An 18,029-nucleotide genomic window follows, 5' to 3' on the forward strand; every position below is an offset into this window, starting at 1 on the left:
ATCGACCGGTGACCGACTCAATGCCGCTTCCCCCCGCCATGTCGCAGCGCGCACGTGAGTTCACCGGCCCACCGGTCCCGGCCCGCCCGGCGGCCACGGTGGTCCTGCTCCGGCCGCACGGCGACACCTTCCAGGTCTACGTCCTCCGCCGGGCCTCCACCATGGTCTTCGGCGGCCTCTACGCCTTCCCCGGCGGGACCGTGGACCCCTCGGACCGTCCCGACACGATCCGCGCCGACTGGCCCGGGCGTCTGGGCGTACCCATCGAGGAGGCGCACGCGGTGGTCGGCGCCGCCGCCCGGGAACTCTTCGAGGAAACCGGCATCCTGCTGGCCGGCCCACTCGCCGAACCGGACCACACGGCCACCGCCACCGACGGCGTCGACTGGGAGACCGACCGCGCCGCCGTCCAGCGCCGCGAACTCACCATGACCGACCTGCTCGCCGGGCGCGGCCTGCGCCTGCGCGACGACCTGCTGCTGCCCTGGGCCCGCTGGATCACCCCCGACTTCGAGCCCAAACGGTTCGACACCTGGTTCTTCGTGGCGCTGCTCCCCGAGTCGCAGACCGCCCGCGACGTCTCCGGCGAAGCCGACCGCACCGCCTGGATCACCATCGAGGACACCGCCGGCCTCCCGATGCTGCCGCCCACCCGGCGCACCCTCGACCAACTGGCCGCCTGCAAAACGATCCCCGACGTGGTCGCCGCCTCCGCCCACCGCGACGCCGCCACCCCCCTCAACCCCCGCATCGAGGTCACCCCAGACGGCCAGGTCACCCTCCACATCCCGTCCTGATCCCGGCTCAGATCAAAACCGTTTCCGGTACGCGGAAAACAGCCCCCCACAGAATCGTGGCCGCCCCGCCCGCTCCACGCGACCATCTGCCGGGTCCGGCCGGTGCCGCACCCGCCGGGCATAGATCGGTGGTCCAGCCCACCCCGCCCACCCACAGAACACCACCTGAACTGAACGGCGGTGCACACAACCTCCCCCGCAAAACGCCGCCGGTGTCGAGGCAAGTGATCTGCCGACGCCAGCGGGGTTTGCTGGCGGCGGGAGATCACCTGCCTCGACACCGGTTACAAGGCGTTTTGCCGCGGAGCGAAGCGCAGCAAAGCTGGCCCAGCGTTTTGCCGCGGAGCGAAGCGGAGCAAAGCTAGCAAAGTCCCTACCCGAAGCGGCCGGTGATGTAGTCCTCGGTCTTCTTCTGGGTGGGGTTGCTGAAGATTTTCTGGGTGTCGTCGTACTCGATCAGGCGGCCCGGGTCGCCGGTCTTGTCGATCGAGAAGAAGCCGGTCTTGTCGCTGACCCGGGCGGCCTGCTGCATGTTGTGCGTGACGATGATGATCGTGAAGCGGTCCTTCAGCTTGAACATCAGGTCCTCGATCGCCAGCGTCGAGATCGGGTCGAGCGCGGAACACGGCTCGTCCATCAGCACGACCTGCGGCTCGACCGCGATGGTGCGGGCGATGCAGAGGCGCTGCTGCTGGCCGCCGGAGAGGCCCGCGCCGGGCCGGTCGAGACGGTCCTTGACCTCGTCCCACAGGTTCGCCGAGCGCAGGGACCTCTCGGCGGCCTCGTCCAGCAGCGCCTTCTTCCTGACGCCGTTGAGCTTGAGGCCGGCGACCGCGTTCTCGTAGATCGACATGGTCGGGAACGGGTTGGGCCGCTGGAAGACCATGCCGATCATGCGACGGACGGCGGTGACGTCCACATCCTGGTCGTAGATGTTCTGGTCGTCGATGGTCAGGCGGCCCTCGATGCGGGCGCCCGGCAGCACCTCGTGCATGCGGTTGATGGACCGCAGGAACGTGGACTTGCCGCAACCGGACGGGCCGATCAGAGCGGTGATCGTCTTCGGCTCGACCGTCATCGAGACGCTGTCGATGGCCTTGAACGTGCCGTAGTAGGAGGAGACGTTGCTCGCCTCGATGCGCTTTGCCATGGCGGGGTACACCTTCTTTACCGGGACAGTTTGTTGCGTCGGGCGAGCAACTTGGCGGCGATGGTCAGGATCAGGACCAGCGCCACCAGGGTCAGCGCGGCGGTCCAGGCCCGGGCCGGCGCGTATCGGGAGGCGTCTCCGGCCTGCTGGTAGACGAAGAGCGAGAGGGACTGCTGGTTCCCGCCGAACGGGTCGAAGTTGATCGCCGCGGCGCCGCCGGCGACCAGCAGCACCGGGGCGGTCTCGCCGGCCGCGCGGGCGACGGCGAGCATGACGCCGGTGACGATGCCGGGCAGGGCGGTCGGCAGGACGACCTTGAGGATCGTCTTCCACTGGGGGACGCCGAGCGCGTACGAGCCCTCGCGGAGCGGCCCGGGCACCAGGCGCAGCATCTCCTCGGTGGAGCGGACGATCGTCGGCAGCATCAGCACGGCCAGGGCCAGTGAGGCGGCGAAGCCGGAGAACCGCGGCTGCCCGTTGTTGAACCACGGGCTGACGATCAGCACCCAGAACGAGAGGATGAACAGACCGGCCACGATCGACGGGATACCGGTCATCACGTCGACGAAGAAGCGGACCGTGCCGGCGAACTTTCCGCGACCGTACTCGACCAGGTAGATGGCCCCGAGCACGCCGAGCGGCACCGCCATCAGGGTGGCGATGCCGACCTGCTCCAGGGTGCCGATGATGGCGTGGTAGGCGCCACCGAGCGGGTCCCGGGCGCCGATGTTGTTCATCGAGGTGCTGAAGAAGTTCGCGTCGAGGCGCTCGATGCCCTTGGAGACCAGCGTCCACACCACCGAGGCGAGCGGCAGGATCGCCAGTACGCACGCGGAGTAGATGAGCGCCTGCATGCTGCGGTTCTTGGCGGCCCGCCGGCCCTCGACCTGGCTGGCGGCGTAGTACAGGCCGACCAGGTAGAGGAAGGCGCCGACCACGACGGCCAGGACCCAGTTGCCGATCCCGGTGCCGAGCACGACCACCGCGGCGACCGCGAAGGCGGCGACCGCGACGAGCACGTTGGTGACGACCGGGAGCTTGCGGCTGCGAATGTTGTCCGGCGTCATGACGACGCCCGGCACCTGACGTTCCAAAAGGCTCATGCCGACACTCCGCTTCGCTCCGCGCCGTCATGATCCTCGGGGCTGAGCCTGTTGATTCGTTCGCTTCGCTCTCTCATGCGGCACTGTCCCGGAACTCGCGACGGCGGTAGATGATCGCTCGCGCCGTCATGTTGACCACCAGCGTGATCACGAAGAGCACCAGACCGGAGGCGATCAGGGCGCCGCGGCCGGTCTCGTTGGCCTCACCGAAGGCGTTCGCGATGTTGGCGGCGATCGAGTTGCCGCCGTTCTCGATCAGGTTGAAGTTGATTTTGAAGGCGATGCTGAGCGTCAGCGCCAGGGCGATGGTCTCGCCGAGCGCGCGGCCGAGGCCGAGCATCACGGCGGCGATCACACCGGGCTTGCCGTACGGCAGGACCGCGGTCCGGATCATCTCCCAGCGGGTGGCGCCGAGGGCCAGGGCGGCCTCCTCGTTCATGCCCGGGGTCTGCTGGAAGACCTCGCGGGAGAGCGAGGTGACGATCGGCAGCACCATGATCGCCAGAACCAGGCCGCCGAGCATGATGGACTGGCCGAACGGGCCCTCGCCGCCGAAGAGCGGGATCCAGCCGAAGTACTCGTTGAGCCAGATCGAGAAGTCACGGACGGGCTGCTGGAACACGTCCCGGCCCCAGAGACCGAAGACGACACTGGGCACCGCCGCGAGCAGGTCGATCACGAAGCCCAGTGGGGTCGCCAGGCGCCGGGGGGCGTAGTGCGACAGGAAGAGCGCGATGCTCAGCGCGATCGGCACCGCGACGATCAGCGCGATGATCGAGCTGAGGACGGTGCCGAAGGCGAGCGCGGCGATACCGAAGACGGGTTGCGTGTCGTTCGGGAACCACTTGAGCTCGGTCAGGAAGCTGGCGTTGTTGGCCTGGAGGGCCGGCACCGCCTTGGAGATCAGGAAGACGGCGATGGCGACGATGATGACCAGCACCATCGCACCGGCGGCCGTGGACAGGCCACGGAAGCCCGTCTCTATCGAGAAGCGGGTCTTCTTGGGCAGTGCGCCACCGCCACCGAGCGGGGGCTCGTTGTAGTTGCTCGGGGAATTGCCATAGCCGGCGCCCTGAGCGTGACGCGGGGTCACGCCCAGGTCGCCGGCGGTGGCGTTCACCGAGCGGGAAGGGTAGTCACCCATCTGCGCGCTCGCTGTCGTCTAGGAGGGATTGACGGATGGGTCAGGAGATCTTGGCGACCGAGTCCGCGACCTTGGTGCGGAGGGTCTCCGGCAGCGGGGCGTAGCCCAGGTCCGCGAGCGCCTTCTGGCCGTCGCTGCTGGAGGTGTACTTCAGGAAGGCCTGGACCTCCTTGGCCTTCGCACTGCCCTTGCTGCAGGCGATCTCGTAGGTCACCAGCACGATCGGGTACGCGCCCGGGGTGGTGGTGGCGTAGTCGATGCTGAGGGCCAGGTCGCCGTCGGTGCCCTTGATCTCGGCGTTCTCGAAGGTCTTGCCGGCGCTCTCACCGGACAGCTCGACGTACTCGCCGGCGCCGTTCTTGATCTTCGCGGTCTGGAGGCCGCTGTTCTCGGCGAACGACAGCTCGACGTACGAGATGGTGTTCGGGGTGCCCTTGACCTTGGTGGCGATGCCGTCCGACTTGGAGACGCCGGTGCCGCCCGGGGCCTTCCACGCCTTGGCGTTGCTGTAGGTCCAGTCCGCCTCGGCGGTCTTGCTCAGGTACTTGGTGAAGTTGTCGGTGGTGCCCGACTCGTCCGCCCGGTGCACCGTCTCGATCTTGGCGTCCGGCAGCTTGGCGCCGGTGTTCTCGGCGGCGATCGCCGCGTCGTTCCACTTGGTGATCTTGCCAGCGAAGATCTTCGCGATGGTGGAGGACGACAGCTGGAGGCCGTCGGCGCCCTCGACGTTGTAGACGACCGCGATCGGGCCGATCACCATCGGGAGGTTGATCGCCTTGCCACCGGCGCACTTGGCGTCGGCCTGCGGCTGCTCCTCCTCCTTGAGCGCCGAGTCGGAACCGGCGAAGTCGGCGGTTCCGGCGATGAAGGCCTCGATGCCCGCGCCGGAGCCGGTGCCCTGGTAGTCCACCTTGGAGTCGGCGCACTTGGTCTGGTACGCCTTGATCCAGTCGTCCATGGCGTTCTTCTGAGCGGTGGAGCCCTGCGCCGTCAGGCTGCCGCCGACGCAGTCGCCCGGCGCCGCGGACGAGGTGCTGCCGGGCGACTCGTTGTCGGAGCCGCACCCGGTGAGCGCGATCGCCGCAGTCAAAGCAATGCCGGCCACGAAACCGGACCGCTGGAGCTTCACGGTAGTCCCTTCGGGGTTATGCAGCCGGTCTCTCACCGGCTCACACCCGAAAAGCTAAGAAGGCCAGGTGACCGGATTCCTGGTCGTAAATGAACTAGGAGTGAACACGTAAGTCCCAGAAGGTAGCCATCCCCCTAGGCACAGTTGTCCGTTAAGTGAACTGCGCTCCGGCTACCCGAAATGTCGGGTATATACGGTCAGCTGTGACCTGAGCGAGACAAGCGCTTGTCCGTGCCGTTATCGGCGGTAGTTGACGTCGGTCTTGTAGACCTCGAACCCGAGACGCCGGTACAGCTTCACGGCGGCCGTGTTCGACTCGTCGACATAGAGGCTGGAGACCGTCAGACCGGCCCCGGCGAGATGCCGCAGACCCGCCACGCTCAGCGCGGCGCCCAGCCCGCGCCGGTGCCCGGACGGGTCGACACCGAGCACGTAGATCTCCCCGATCGCCGGCTCGTCACCCGAGGCCGGATGCACCTTGGTCCAGTGGAAACCGAGCACGGTGTCGGCGACGTCCACCGCGAGCAGGAAGCCGGCCGGGTCGAACCACGGCTCGTCCTCCCGGGTCAGCAGATCCGGGAGGGTCCAGCGGCCCTGCTCCGGATGGTGGGCGAACGCCTTCGCGTTCACCTCGAGCCAGGCCTGCTCGTCGGCCCCGGGACGGAAGGCCCGCAGGGTCACGCCCTCGGGCAGCGGGATGTCGGGCAGCGGCTCGATCAGCGAGCGGCGCATCTGCCACAGCACCCGGGCACGCTCGAAACCGGTCCGCGCGGCGAAGGCGGCCGCGCCGGAATCGTCACCATGCGCCCAGAACCGCAACGGGCCCGGCCCGGCGGCGGTCAACAGCTCGGTGCCGACGCCGGCCCGGCGGAAATCGGGGTGGACGATCAGCTCGCCGGAGCCGTCCTCCACGAAGGCGTAGCCGGCCAGCCGGTCACCGGCGTAGGCCAGCAGGTGCCGCCCCTGAACGGAGACGCCGCCGCGGACCCGCAGGACGACGTCCTCGGAGAGTGGGTAGACGCCGTCCAGATACCCGGCGGCCGCGGCCAGGGCCAGCACGTCGTCCACCTCGGACGACGACAGCCGGTCCGTGGCACGGACCGGCTGTCGCGACGTCATGGAGGAACTCTGGATCAGACCGGGAGCGAGACGGGCTCGTTGTCCGGCAGCTGGCGGCCGGACGGCGGGACCACGAACTTGTAGCCCACCTGGCGGACGGTGCCGATCATCGACTCGTACTCCGAGCCGAGCTTGGCACGCAGGCGCCGGACGTGGACGTCGACAGTCCGGGTGCCGCCGAAGTAGTCGTAGCCCCACACCTCGCGCAGCAGCTGGTCGCGGGTGAAGACCCGGCCCGGGTGCTGGGCGAGGAACTTGAGCAGCTCGAACTCCTTGTAGGTGAGGTCGAGCGGCCGGCCCTTGAGCTTGGCGGCGTAGGTGTCCGGGTCGATGTTGAGCTCGCCGGCCCGGATAGAACCGCCGGCACCGGCGGTCGCGTTGTTGAGACGGCCGACCGACAGGCGCAGCCGCGCCTCGACCTCGGCCGGTCCGGCGCTGGCGAGGATGACGTCGTCGACGCCCCAGTCCGCGTTCAGCGCGATCAGCCCGGCCTCGGTGACGACCGCGATCAGCGGGACACCGATTCCGGTGGCGTGCAGCATCCGGCAGGTGGCGCGCGCCTCCGAGAGCTCGGAGCGGGCGTCCACCAGGACGGCGTCGGGGCTCGGCCCGGACACCAGGGTCCGTACGTCGCGCGGAGCGGTACGAACCGAGTGGGGCAGAAGGTCCAGAGCGGGCAGTACGGCAGAAGGCTCACCGGCACGTGCCGTGACCAGCAGAAGGATCTCCACACTCACCTCCGTCCTCGCGGCACAGGCCGCTCGGGTGACCCGGTCTGCGAGCACTGGAGGCTTCGCCACCGGAGTTTGGGGCCCGGCGTCACCGACGGGTGGGTTGCGGTTACCTTAACCGAAACATCTGCCTGAACACCCGGGTCACGCTCGCAAGTGATGTAGAGAACCCGATGAAGGTGACCGAACGGCCGATCCTTAACCAGCTTTTTACCCGAGGATTGCAACGCCCGGCGATTGGGACCGCGGACCCGGGTCTGGCACGATCGCAGTCGTGTTTCCCTCCATGCCGAACGACGACCCCTGGGACGCCGAGGCCTCTCAGAAGGTCGCCCGGATGAATCCAGGCCGCCCCAAGGCCGGGTTCTACGGCGCCGTCCCCGAAGAGGACAAGGACGACCGTCCAGCCTCCGAGGATCACGAGGACGACGAGTTCGAAGAGATCCAGATAGCCACGGTCCGGCCCAGACTGTCGGCCGCGATCGGTGGCTTCGCCGCGCTGCTCGCCATCGCGCTGGTCATCGGGGCACATGCGACCGGCCCGGGTTCGCGCGTGTCGTACGCGATCGTGCTCTTCGGGGTGCAGTTGCTCGGCCTGCTCGCCTGGACCATGGCCCTGCACCCGCCGGCGGCGGGCGCCACCGCCGCGATCGTCGCGGTGACCGCGCTGGCCGCCGACTACCTGGCGGTCACCGGCGATGACGCGCTGTTCCCGCTGGTCTGGGTGACGCTCGGCGGTTTCGTGGCGACGCTGGTGGCGCAGCTGATCCGGGCCGGGGACCGGCAACGGGCCAAGGACTCGTGGCGGACCACGCTGATCATCGTCAGCGGCGCGACGGCGTACTCGATCATGATCCTGCTGGTCCGTGAGCCGCTCGGCGCCCAGGCCATCCTGGTCTGCTGCACCGGCGCCGGGGTGGCGTTGCTGGTCGCCCGGCTGACCGACGCGGTCTTCCCGAAACCGCGGATCGCGCTCCAGGTGCCGCGCGGCGCGACCGGCATCGTGCTCGGCGCGATGCTCGGCACTCTGGCCGCCTCCCTGCTCGGCAGTTACCTGGTGCTGCCGTTCACCCCGACCAAGGGCGCGGTGCTGGGCCTGGTCGCCGCGGTGGCCGCCCACCTGATCGACCTGGCCGTCAACTTCGGCGAGGCGGGGCGCCGGCTGGCCGGGGAGGCGCCCACCTTCTGGCTGGCACGGCACATGCAGGGGCCGCTCGGCGGGTTCGCGCTCACCGCGTTCGCGGCGTACTCACTGGTCCATCTCTACCTCACCTGACACACCTGTTTCGGTGAACCCTCGACCCGGGCATGTACGTTCCCCAGGGTGGATGAGCCGGGAGGAACAGTGACCGAGGTGCACGTACCAGGACGTCCACGGCGTCGTCGTCGTGGGCGCGCCCTGATGATCGTCGTCCTGACGCTGCTGCTGCTCCTGTTCCTCGGTGTCGTGGTGATCGACCGGATCGGCTCGTCGTACGCCGAGGGTGTCCTCGCCGAAAAGGTGTCCCAGCAGGTCGCCGACCAGGGCGCCACCAGCGGCACCCCGGAGGTCGAGATCGCCGGCGTCCCGTTCCTGACCCAGGTCCTGTCCGGGCGCTACCAGGAGATCCGGATCTCGCTGCCGGACTTCTCGGCCCCGACCGGCACCGACGTCACGGTGCGGATGGATTCGCTGGACATCCGGGCCACCGACGTCAGCGCACCGCTCAGCGCCCTGCGCGACGGCACCGGCGAGGTGCGGGCCGAGACGGTCACCGGCACCGGCACGATCGACTACGACGTGATCGCCGACGCGACCGGCCAGCCGGGCCTGACCCTGGCCGAGAAGGACGGCAAGGTCGTCGGCACCGCCGAGCTGAAGATCTCCGGCCTCCAGACCGTCGAACTGGCCGGCACCGCCGACCTGAGCGTCGCCAAGGGCAAGGTTCAGGTGCGTTTCTCCGATGTGACGGCCAAGGACGTGGCGCCCAACCCGTTCGTCCAGGGCCAGATCGATTCGTACGTGAAGCGGATGACGTTCACCGTCGACGTCCCCGATCTGCCGATGAACCTCCAGGTCCAGGAGCTGACCCCGCTGCCCGAGGGACTGCGGGTCACGTTCGGCGCCAGCGACGTGGCGCTCGCCGGGGCGGGCGCCTGACCGGCCGCGCCTTCCCGGATGGTGGTCGGTGCTGTTCCGCTGGCTGAGCCCGCTGGTAGGGTCGGTTCCCATGAGCCTGTTGCTCACGAAAAGGCGCGCGGTCGACCTGTGCCGCGTGGCCGCGTGCCTGTGTCGCCCCGTCTACTGACGGGGCCACTCGGTGCTGAGCACCTTTTCTGATAGCCCAGGGCATTTCTAGCCCGGCAGTGGCGCCGTCGCACAAGCAGCCCGTGATCCCAACCACCCATGGGTCCGCGCGGAGTGCGACTGAACAGGACACTTCCGTGCGCTGACTCACCCATCACCCACCATCAGGGAGTGAACCGATGAGTCGCGACACCGCACTCGTCTCGGCCGATTGGGCCGAGGAGAACCTGGAGACCCCGGGTCTCGTCTTCGTCGAGGTCGACGAGGACACCACCGCCTACGACGGCGGCCACATCCCCGGCGCGATCAAGATCGACTGGAAGAAGGACCTCCAGGACCCGGTCCGGCGGGACTTCGTCAACCAGGAGCAGTTCGCCGCTCTGCTCTCCGAGCGCGGCATCTCCAACGACGACACCGTGATCCTGTACGGCGGCAACAACAACTGGTTCGCGGCGTACGCGTACTGGTACTTCAAGCTGTACGGCCACGAGGCGGTCAAGCTGATCGACGGCGGCCGCAAGAAGTGGGAGCTGGACGCCCGCGTCTACAGCAAGGACGTGCCGGTCCGCGAGAAGACCAGCTACGTCGCCAAGGCGCCGAACCTGGAGATCCGCGCGTTCCGTGACGAGGTGGTCCAGGCCATCGGCGTGAAGAACCTGGTCGACGTGCGCAGCCCCGACGAGTTCGCGGGCCGCCTGCTCGCCCCGGCGCACCTGCCGCAGGAGCAGTCCCAGCGGGCCGGCCACATCCCGACCGCGCTCAGCGTGCCGTGGAGCAAGGCCGCGAACGAGGACGGCACCTTCAAGTCCGACGAGGAACTCGCCAAGATCTACGGTGAGGCCGGTCTGGACGGCAGCAAGGACACCATCGCGTACTGCCGCATCGGCGAGCGCTCCTCGCACACCTGGTTCGTGCTCAAGGAGCTGCTCGGCCAGGAGAACGTGAAGAACTACGACGGTTCCTGGACCGAGTACGGCTCCCTCATCGGTGTGCCGATCGCCCTCGGCGACGAGCCCGGAAAGGCCTGATCATCATGACTGTGCCCACCACCGCAAACACCGCGGGGAACGTCGCCGCCGGTTGCGCCGCCCCCGACCAGTCCGCGCCCCTCCCCAACAGCGTGGACCTGGCCAAGGAGACGGTCATCACCGGCATCGTCCGCAACGCCGACAGCGAGGCCGTCGGCGGCGCGTACGTGCGCCTGCTCGACTCCTCCGGCGAGTTCACCGCCGAGGTGGTCTCCTCGCCCGAGGGCGTGTTCCGGTTCTTCGCCGCGCCCGGCTCCTGGACCGTGAAGGCGCTCAGCCGGCACGGCAACGGCGAGCTGGCGGTCGACGCCGCCCGCGGCGTCAACGAGATCGCTCTGAACGTGGCCACCGCCTGACCCACGCTCTGTTGAAAGGGCGGGACCCTTCGGGGTCCCGCCCTTCTCTCATGCCCCGCCGGTGATGACCACCTCGGCGTGCGGTGGGATCTCCGGCCGCCGCCGGGACAACCGCCGGATGCCGGTGTTGAGCACCGCGATCAGCGGCACCGCCACCAGCGCCCCGATGATCCCGGCCAGCACCACACCGCAGGCGATCCCGATGATCACCGCGAGCGGGTGCACCGACACCGCCCGGCCCATGATCAGCGGCTGGAGCACGTGCCCCTCGATCTGCTGGACCAGGATCACCGCGCCCAGGGTGATCAGGGCGACCACCCAGCCCTCGTCGACCAGCGCCACCAGGGCGGCGACCGCACCGGACACGCTCGCGCCGACGATCGGGATGAACGCGCCCAGGAAGACCAGCGCGGCCAGCGGGAAGGCGAACTCCACCTCCAGCACCACCAGCGCCAGGCCGATGCCGACCGCGTCGATGAAGGCGACCAGCACGGTGGCCCGCACGTACGACCCCAGGGTGGCCCAGGAGGCGTCGCCCGCGTCGGCCAGCGACCAGCGTGCGTTCACCGGGAAGAGCCGGACGATGAACCGCCAGATCGACCGCCCGTCCCGCAGGAAGAAGAACGTCGCGAAGAGGACCAGCAGCAGGCCGGTGACCAGCTCCGCGATGGTCGCCACGGTGGCGATGCCGGTGGAGGTCAGCGACGCGGTGTTCGAGTTGATCCACTCCTGGCCGGAGTCGATGGCCTGATCCACCTGCGCGTCGGAGAGGTGCATCGGCCCGGTCCGCGCCCACTGCTGGATCTGCCGGACACCGGCGCTCGCGTTCTCGGCCAGTTTCGGCACCCCGGCGACGAACTGGTTCACCACCAGGGTCAGCGTGCCGACGACCGCGGCTATCCCGGTGACCATCACCAGGAACGTGGCCAGCGACCGGGGCAGGCGCAGCCGCAGCAGCCAGCCCACCGCCGGGCCGAACAGCGCCGACAGCAGCAGCGCGATGGCCAGCGGGATCATCACTATGCTGACCATGCCGATCAGCTTGAGCAGCGCCCAGCCGATGACGCCCACCACGATCAGGCGCCAGCTCCAGGCCGCCGCGATACGCAACGGCTGTGGCACGTCAGCGTCGTCCTTACTGGCTGTCGAGTGGTGTGTGAACTCGGGCGCGGGCGGTGGTGGGATGAACTCCTCGTACCGGTCGGACTCCTCCTCGGCACGCTCGGTCCGGCCCTGCCGCACCGATTCGCGGCCGGAGTCGTAGGCCTTCCTCAGGTTGTCCCGGACCCGTCGGAAGCGGTTCAACCGCCATACCTCCTCGACTCTCGAATGCGCGGTAATCACGCTAGTACTCAGTGGCCCGGAACGCCTTACCCCGCGGCGACGGGAATCCGTGGCGGCGTACCGTCTGCAATCGTGAGTGCCGACACCGCCCGTACCGAGACCGGATTGCCGATCCGGATGCTGCACGACCGCGTCCTCGTCCGTCAGGACGGTGGGGAGGGCGAGCGGCGGTCCACCGCCGGCATCGTCATCCCGGCCACCGCCTCGATGGGACGGCGCCTGTCCTGGGCGACCGCGGTCGGCGTCGGGCCCAACGTCCGGTCGATCGTGGTGGGCGACCGCGTCCTCTTCGACCCGGACGACCGCTCCGAGGTCGAACTGCACGGCAAGGGGTACGTGCTGCTGCGCGAGCGGGACGTGCACGCGGTCGCGGCCACCCGGGTCGAGCCGGACGGCACCGGCCTCTATCTCTGAGGCGGCATCGGGGCGAACTGCGGCGGAGGCGGTGGGCTCGCGTAGTAGCCCAGCCGCACCGGCACCGGCATGACCGGCTCCGGCGGCGGGGCCACGGTCCGCACCACCCCGTCCGGGAAGGCGATCCGGTAATACCGCCCGTCCCACCAGGACGGCGGTGTCTGCGGGTCGCGCCCGGCGAAGACCGAACGGTACCCGGTGATCGCCGTCAGCAGCTCCCGCTCCTCCTCGCTGGCGTGGTGCAGCTCGTACGGAGTCCGCGGAAGCCCACGCCGCAACCCGTCCCGCAGCAGCGCCAGCCGGGTCGCCGCGAACTGGAAGTCCCGCATCGCGCGGCGCCCCACCGGGCCGGCGACCCGGGCCGCCCACTCCCGGGCGGCGTGCCGGCGGCCGAGCGTGCCGAGGGCGGCCACCTCGGACGGGGCGAACCAGCCGGCGACGGCGTAGTCGTACAGCACCCGCTCGGCGAGGCGGCCCTCCCAGCTGCGCAGCGCGATGGCGAAGCCGACCACCAGGAAGAAGAACGGCACCATGAAGCCGAGGTAGCCGTACAGCATGATCATGGTCTCGCCGGTGGCGCCGGCCAGTGTCGGCAGCAGGTTGAAGATGCCGTGCAGGATCATCGCGAGCAGCAGGCCGGCCACCGGGGCGAGCCACCGGACGGTCCGGTCGCCCGAGCGCGCCGCGATGCCCAGCCCGATCCCCGCCATCGAGGTGAACAGCGGGTGGGCGAACCCGGTGAACAGGATCCGGACGATGAAGATCAGGAACACGTTCTGCAGGCCGGTGGCCGGACCGTACTCGTCGGCGCCCGCCGCGTAGCCGTGCCCGCCCAGGTACAGCACGTTCTCCACCATGGCGAAGCCGAGCGCGGAGAGGCCGCAGTAGACGATGCCGTCGGTGATGCCGGACCACTCGCCCCGGCGGCGCCAGAACAGCAGCAGCGGGCCCAGCACCTTCGTCGACTCCTCGATGAGCGGGGCCACCAGCACCGCCACCAGCGCGTCCGGCAGCCCCACCTTGTCGAAGAGCCAGGCGGCGCCGCTGTTCACCCCCAGGGACACCGCGGTCGCCACGGCGGCGCCCCAGGCGAAGCAGTAGATCAGGTACTTCGCGGGCTCCGGCTCGTACCTGTCCAGCCAGACGAAACTGCTGGCCAGCAGCGGGACCGGGAGGATCGCCGCGGTCAGGCCGACGGCCAGGCCGGTGATGCCGATGTTGTAGCCGAGGAAGACCAGCATGAAGACGGCCCCGGCGGCGATCAGCGCGATCACCAGAGTGACCGGCAGCCAGCGCCGCCACCCGGCCGTGCGCCCGGGGACCGGCGCCTTCGCCGCCTCGGTCACCTCGGGGTAGGGAGGGACAGCCTCGGTCGTCTCGGGGGCGGGATCGTCGGCCATGCCCGCAAGCCTAGTCATCGACCGGTACGACGGCGTGCTCCGTGGGGGCGGCCCCGCCAGCCGATGGCGGCCCGCACCTGACGGGTCGCCTCCGCGTACTCGATGCCGGTGGCGCGCAGCAGGTCGGCCACCGCGGTCCGGGTCTGCGCCACCACCACGCCCCCGGAGTAGCCGACCCCCTCCTGGTAGGCGCGGCCCGACTCGGCGACCGCCCGCAGCGCCCGCTCCCGGGTCGCGACCGGCTCGGCACCCCGGGCCCACTCCTGCCGGAGCAGCTCCACGGCGTCGCCCAGGTGCCGGACCGACACGGGCAGCATCGCCGGGACCGGCTCCTGGTCGCTGAGCGCGGTGTGTGCCCGGCGCAGCAGCACCCGGACGTTGCGCAGCGAGTAGGTGAGCTGGGGCGCGCCCTCGACGTACTGGGCCAGGGCGCCGCGGGCCCGCCACCGGGCCGGTGCGAACGCCACGTTCTCCCCGGCCGCCTCGATCGCGGACTGGAACGCCGCGAAGGGGCCCTCGGCCGCCCGCAGCCGCTCCAGGGCCGCCTGGAGCACGTCCGGATCGGCGGCGGCCAGACCGCGGGCCGCCTCGTGCAGGCCGTCGGTGAAGGCCCGCAGCGCCGGATCGGCGGCCCGGCGCACCACGGTCAGCGGGTTCAGCGGCAGCAGCACGGTCATCACCACGAGCGCCACCCCACCGCCGACCAGGGCGTCCAGGAAGCGGGTCCAGGGCTGTCCGTTGCTCGAGGTGAGGGTGGCGACCAGCACCGCCGAGGAGGCGGACTGCACGATCAGCGCGGCGCCGCCGCCGGCCGCGGTCGCCAGCAGCACGGCGAGCAGCACGATCAGGCCGATCTGCACCGGGCCGTTGCCGATCAGCAGGATGATGCCGTCGCCCAGGCCGATGCCGACCGCCACCCCGATGACCAGTTCCGCGGTCCGTCGCAGGCGCTGGCCCACCGACGAGCCGAGCGCGATCACCGCGGCGATCGGCGCGAAGAACGGAATCGGGCGGCCGTACAGGTCGTGTGCCACGTACCAGGCCAGCCCGGCGGCGAGACCGGCCTGCATCGCGAGCATCAGCCCGGCCCGGCCCCGGGCGAGGAACACCGGGACCCGCTTCTTGCCGATCATGACAACAACCTACGTGTCAGGATGCCTGAGTGACCTCTCTGCCTGAAGCTTTCCGGGCCGCGGCCCGTGGCGCCGGCGCCACCGCGAGCGACGCGGACCTGGACTCCGCCGCGAACTACCTGGTGGGCCGCTGGACCGAGCCGCAGCGCCACTATCACGACGTGACCCATCTCGCCGCGGTGCTCGAGGTGGTCGACCGCTTCGCCCACCTGGCGCCCAACCCCGACCGGGTACGCCTGGCCGCCTGGCTGCACGACGCGGTGTACGACCCGCGTGCCCTGGGCGACGCCAACGAGCGGGACAGCGCCGAGTTCGCCGAGGGTCTGCTGACCAGCCTGGGCGCCCCGGCCGAGGTGGCCGCCGAGGTGGCCCGCCTGGTGAGCCTGACCGCCGGGCACGCGACCGGGGAGAACGATCCGGACGGCGAGCTGCTCTGCGACGCCGACCTGTCGATCCTGGCCGCCGACACCGACCGGTACATCCGCTACACCAGCGCGATCCGCCGCGAATACGCCCACGTCCCCGACGACGCCTTCCGGGGCGGCCGCTCGCGGGTCCTCACCGAGCTGCTGAACCTGCCGTCCATCTACCGCCACGCCGAGATCCGCGGGCAGTGGGAGGACCGCGCCCGCACCAACCTCAAAGCCGAGCTGGAGGAACTGGCATAGGGGTTGACCTCGACCACAACGCATTTCGCCCGTCGGTGTCGAGGGCTCCGAAAACGGCTAGCGAAGCGTGGTCGTTTTCGGCGCCCTCGACACCGACTCAAGGGGCGGAATGCCCGCCGAGCGAAGCGAGGCCATCAGACAAGTGCTTGGGGCGGCGTAGGCCGGCCGCCCGGAGACGGGCGGCCAGCTCACGCGAGGGCAGCAGGGTGGCGCCCAGCCAGAGCGCGCTGTGGAACCGGAACGCCGGGATGTCGTAGTGGTCCCGGTCGAAGGCCCGCCGCGGCGAGCCGAGCATCTCGGCGAAGACGTGCAGCTCGTCGTACGAGACGTCGCTGACCAGGTGCGACCAGAGTGCGCCGCGACCCGGCCAGAGTGGCTCGTCGACGAGGATCAAAGGTCGATCTCGAGCAGCGGCTCCCGCCGGTCGGCGGCCAGCCCGCGGACGTCCGGCGCACCCATCCGGGCGGCGTCGGCGGTCTCGTCGTCCGGTTTGGTCTGCGACTGCCGCTCGGCGGTGACCCGGGCCAGGTAGTGCTCGATCTCCTTCTGCCGGACGGTGGCGTCCCAGCCGAGCGCCTGGCCCATGATCTCGGCGGCATGGGCGGCCGACTCGGCGCCGCGGTGCGAGGTCTCGATGGAGATCCTGGTCCGCCGGGTGAGCACGTCGTCGAGGTGCAGGGCGCCTTCGGCGAGCGCCGCGTACGCCACCTCGGCGGCCAGGTACTCCGGCGCCCCGGCCAGCGGCGCGGCCAGCTCGGGCTGGGCGGCCATCATCGCCAGCAGGTGGACGGTCAGAGTCCCGTACCTCTCCAGGAGATGCTCGACCACCCCGGCGGTGACGCCGTGCCGCCGGGCCGTGTCGTGCCGGTCCCGCCACGCGGCGGCGTAGCCGTCCGCGCCGAGCAGCGGCAGCTCGGCGGTCCGCGACGGCCGGGCCGGACCGCCCAGCCGGCGCACCGCCCGGTCGATGACGTCGGCCGCCATCACCCGGTACGTCGTGTACTTGCCGCCGGCCACCAGCAGCAGCCCCAGCATCGGCTCGACCACGGCGTGCTCGCGGGAGAGCTTCGAGGTGGAGTCGGCCTCGCCGGAGAGCAGCGGCCGCAGACCGGCGTAGACGCCCTCGATGTCGTCGGTGGTGAGCGGCCGGTCGAGCACCGCGTTGACCTGGTCGAGCAGGTAGCGGATGTCGCGGGCGGAGGCGGCCGGGTGGGCCCGGTCGAGCTGCCAGTCGGTGTCCGTGGTGCCGATGATCCAGTGGCCGCCCCAGGGCAGCACGAACAGCACCGACGTCGCGGTCCGCAGGATCAGGCCGGACTCGCCGGTGATCGCCGAGCGGGGCACCACGAGGTGCACCCCCTTGGAGGCGCGGACCCGCAGCCCCGGCCGGACGCCCACGTCGTTGAGCATCTGCGACATGTCGTCGCTCCACACACCGGTGGCGGCGACCACCGTGCGCGCCCGGACCTCGAACTCCTCCGAGCCCGGGGCCTCCAGGTCACGCACCTTCACGCCGACCACCTGGCGGGCCTCGCGCACGAAACCGGTGACCCGGGCGCTGGTCACCACGGCGGCGCCCAGGCTGGCCGCGGTCCGCGCCAGGTTGGTCACCAGCCGGGCGTCGTCGACCTGCCCGTCGTAGTAGCGGATGGCCCCGGCGATCCGGTCGGCCCGCAGGCTGGGGAACAGGTGCCGGGCGCCGTCGCGGGTGAGGTGCCGGTGCAGCGGCATGCCCCGCCCGGTGCCGAAGATCCCGGCGAACGCGTCGTAGGCGGCCACGCCGAGCCCGTAGTAGCCGCGCTGCCAGGCCCGCCGGGGCAGGCCGGCGCTGGGCAGCGGGATCAGGATCGGGACCGGGCGCACCAGGTGCGGCGCGAGCCGGGTGGCCAGCAGGCCGCGCTCGGTCAGCGCCTCGTGGACCAGGTGCAGCTCCAGCTGCTCCAGGTAGCGCAGGCCACCGTGGATCAGCTTGCTGGAGCGGCTGGACGTGCCGGCGGCCAGGTCCCGCGCCTCCACCAGGGCGACCTTCAGGCCGCGGGAGGCGGCGTCGAGCGCGGCGCCGGCGCCGGTGGCGCCGCCACCGATCACCAGGACGTCGAACTGCTCGTCACGCAGCCGGCGCAGGTCGGCCGCGCGCCGGATCGGGGACAGGCGGCCGGCCGAATTGCGGGAAACGGAGGGATCACGCATCCGTCCCAGGTTAGCCCCCACAGGCGTCGCCCAGGC

19 protein-coding genes are annotated in these 18,029 nt (G+C 70.4%); 8 read left to right on the forward strand and 11 right to left on the reverse strand.

Annotation, left to right across the window (positions count from 1 at the left end):
• The first annotated feature begins 20 nt into the window (after window positions 1–20).
• Window positions 21–797 carry an NUDIX hydrolase gene (locus BJ964_RS07835; protein WP_188126845.1) on the forward strand — a complete coding sequence of 259 codons (777 nt, stop codon included), beginning with the start codon at window positions 21–23 and terminating at the stop codon, window positions 795–797.
• Window positions 798–1,170: 373 nt separating this feature from the next.
• On the opposite strand, the gene pstB is transcribed toward BJ964_RS07835, so the two are convergent.
• The 6 genes from pstB to BJ964_RS07865 form a co-directional block, all read right to left on the reverse strand.
• Window positions 1,171–1,947: a phosphate ABC transporter ATP-binding protein PstB gene (pstB, locus tag BJ964_RS07840; RefSeq protein WP_188120058.1), complete on the reverse strand. Its 777-nt coding sequence runs from the start codon at window positions 1,945–1,947 to the stop codon at window positions 1,171–1,173.
• Window positions 1,948–1,964: 17 nt separating this feature from the next.
• On the reverse strand, window positions 1,965–3,050 hold the full coding sequence (gene pstA / locus BJ964_RS07845; RefSeq protein WP_188120059.1) for a phosphate ABC transporter permease PstA: 1,086 nt from the start codon (window positions 3,048–3,050) through the stop codon (window positions 1,965–1,967).
• A gap of 73 nt (window positions 3,051–3,123) precedes the next feature.
• Window positions 3,124–4,194 (reverse strand): phosphate ABC transporter permease subunit PstC, encoded by a 1,071-nt coding sequence (gene pstC / locus BJ964_RS07850; RefSeq protein ID WP_188120060.1) that lies wholly within the window; start codon window positions 4,192–4,194, stop codon window positions 3,124–3,126.
• Between the two features lie 40 nt (window positions 4,195–4,234).
• Entirely contained in the window at window positions 4,235–5,323 is a 1,089-nt protein-coding gene (gene pstS, locus BJ964_RS07855) for a phosphate ABC transporter substrate-binding protein PstS (protein ID WP_188120061.1), read from the reverse strand.
• 237 nt (window positions 5,324–5,560) lie between these two features.
• A complete protein-coding gene (gene mshD / locus BJ964_RS07860; protein WP_188120062.1) occupies window positions 5,561–6,442 on the reverse strand; it encodes a mycothiol synthase in 882 nt (293 codons plus the stop codon).
• Between the two features lie 14 nt (window positions 6,443–6,456).
• Window positions 6,457–7,173 (reverse strand): winged helix-turn-helix transcriptional regulator, encoded by a 717-nt coding sequence (locus BJ964_RS07865; protein ID WP_106315799.1) that lies wholly within the window; start codon window positions 7,171–7,173, stop codon window positions 6,457–6,459.
• 274 nt (window positions 7,174–7,447) lie between these two features.
• Here BJ964_RS07865 and BJ964_RS07870 point away from each other — a divergent pair, with 274 nt between their 5' ends.
• The 5 genes from BJ964_RS07870 to BJ964_RS07885 all read left to right on the forward strand — a co-directional run bounded on the left by BJ964_RS07870 (window position 7,448) and on the right by BJ964_RS07885 (window position 10,844).
• Window positions 7,448–8,449 (forward strand): hypothetical protein, encoded by a 1,002-nt coding sequence (locus tag BJ964_RS07870; RefSeq protein ID WP_229807083.1) that lies wholly within the window; start codon window positions 7,448–7,450, stop codon window positions 8,447–8,449.
• Window positions 8,450–8,497: 48 nt separating this feature from the next.
• A complete protein-coding gene (locus BJ964_RS07875; RefSeq protein WP_316253894.1) occupies window positions 8,498–9,313 on the forward strand; it encodes an LmeA family phospholipid-binding protein in 816 nt (271 codons plus the stop codon).
• 70 nt (window positions 9,314–9,383) lie between these two features.
• Window positions 9,384–9,461, forward strand: a complete 78-nt coding sequence (locus BJ964_RS49060; RefSeq protein ID WP_316254245.1) for an Ms5788A family Cys-rich leader peptide — start codon at window positions 9,384–9,386, stop codon at window positions 9,459–9,461.
• A 178-nt stretch (window positions 9,462–9,639) separates the two neighbouring features.
• Window positions 9,640–10,488 (forward strand): sulfurtransferase, encoded by an 849-nt coding sequence (locus BJ964_RS07880; RefSeq protein ID WP_188120063.1) that lies wholly within the window; start codon window positions 9,640–9,642, stop codon window positions 10,486–10,488.
• 5 nt (window positions 10,489–10,493) lie between these two features.
• Window positions 10,494–10,844 (forward strand): DUF1416 domain-containing protein, encoded by a 351-nt coding sequence (locus BJ964_RS07885; RefSeq protein WP_188120064.1) that lies wholly within the window; start codon window positions 10,494–10,496, stop codon window positions 10,842–10,844.
• A 48-nt stretch (window positions 10,845–10,892) separates the two neighbouring features.
• Here BJ964_RS07885 and BJ964_RS07890 read toward each other — a convergent pair whose 3' ends face one another.
• Complete coding sequence (locus tag BJ964_RS07890; RefSeq protein ID WP_188120065.1) at window positions 10,893–12,149, reverse strand: AI-2E family transporter; 1,257 nt, start codon at window positions 12,147–12,149, stop codon at window positions 10,893–10,895.
• A 156-nt stretch (window positions 12,150–12,305) separates the two neighbouring features.
• Between BJ964_RS07890 and BJ964_RS07895 the strand changes: the two genes are divergently transcribed.
• Window positions 12,306–12,602, forward strand: coding sequence for a GroES family chaperonin (locus BJ964_RS07895; RefSeq protein ID WP_183222745.1), 297 nt, complete (start codon window positions 12,306–12,308; stop codon window positions 12,600–12,602).
• On the opposite strand, the gene BJ964_RS07900 is transcribed toward BJ964_RS07895, so the two are convergent.
• On the reverse strand, window positions 12,593–14,002 hold the full coding sequence (locus BJ964_RS07900; protein ID WP_229807082.1) for a PrsW family intramembrane metalloprotease: 1,410 nt from the start codon (window positions 14,000–14,002) through the stop codon (window positions 12,593–12,595). The two genes, BJ964_RS07895 and BJ964_RS07900, sit on opposite strands and share 10 nt — an antisense overlap.
• A gap of 14 nt (window positions 14,003–14,016) precedes the next feature.
• On the reverse strand, window positions 14,017–15,135 hold the full coding sequence (locus BJ964_RS07905) for an FUSC family protein (RefSeq protein ID WP_188120067.1): 1,119 nt from the start codon (window positions 15,133–15,135) through the stop codon (window positions 14,017–14,019).
• Window positions 15,136–15,164: 29 nt separating this feature from the next.
• Here BJ964_RS07905 and BJ964_RS07910 point away from each other — a divergent pair, with 29 nt between their 5' ends.
• Window positions 15,165–15,803, forward strand: a complete 639-nt coding sequence (locus BJ964_RS07910) for an HD domain-containing protein (protein WP_188120068.1) — start codon at window positions 15,165–15,167, stop codon at window positions 15,801–15,803.
• Between the two features lie 97 nt (window positions 15,804–15,900).
• On the opposite strand, the gene BJ964_RS07915 is transcribed toward BJ964_RS07910, so the two are convergent.
• Together BJ964_RS07915 and BJ964_RS07920 are read right to left on the reverse strand one after the other, a co-directional pair.
• The gene (locus tag BJ964_RS07915; RefSeq protein WP_188120069.1) at window positions 15,901–16,197 is read right to left on the reverse strand and encodes a DUF4031 domain-containing protein; all 297 of its coding nucleotides are present in this window, start codon (window positions 16,195–16,197) and stop codon (window positions 15,901–15,903) included.
• Window positions 16,194–17,993 (reverse strand): glycerol-3-phosphate dehydrogenase/oxidase, encoded by a 1,800-nt coding sequence (locus tag BJ964_RS07920; RefSeq protein WP_188120070.1) that lies wholly within the window; start codon window positions 17,991–17,993, stop codon window positions 16,194–16,196. The genes BJ964_RS07915 and BJ964_RS07920 overlap by 4 nt, the downstream gene beginning before the upstream one ends.
• Window positions 17,994–18,029: the final 36 nt, after the last annotated feature.

It is taken from the genome of Actinoplanes lobatus, from assembly GCF_014205215.1.
GTDB lineage: Bacteria > Actinomycetota > Actinomycetes > Mycobacteriales > Micromonosporaceae > Actinoplanes > Actinoplanes lobatus.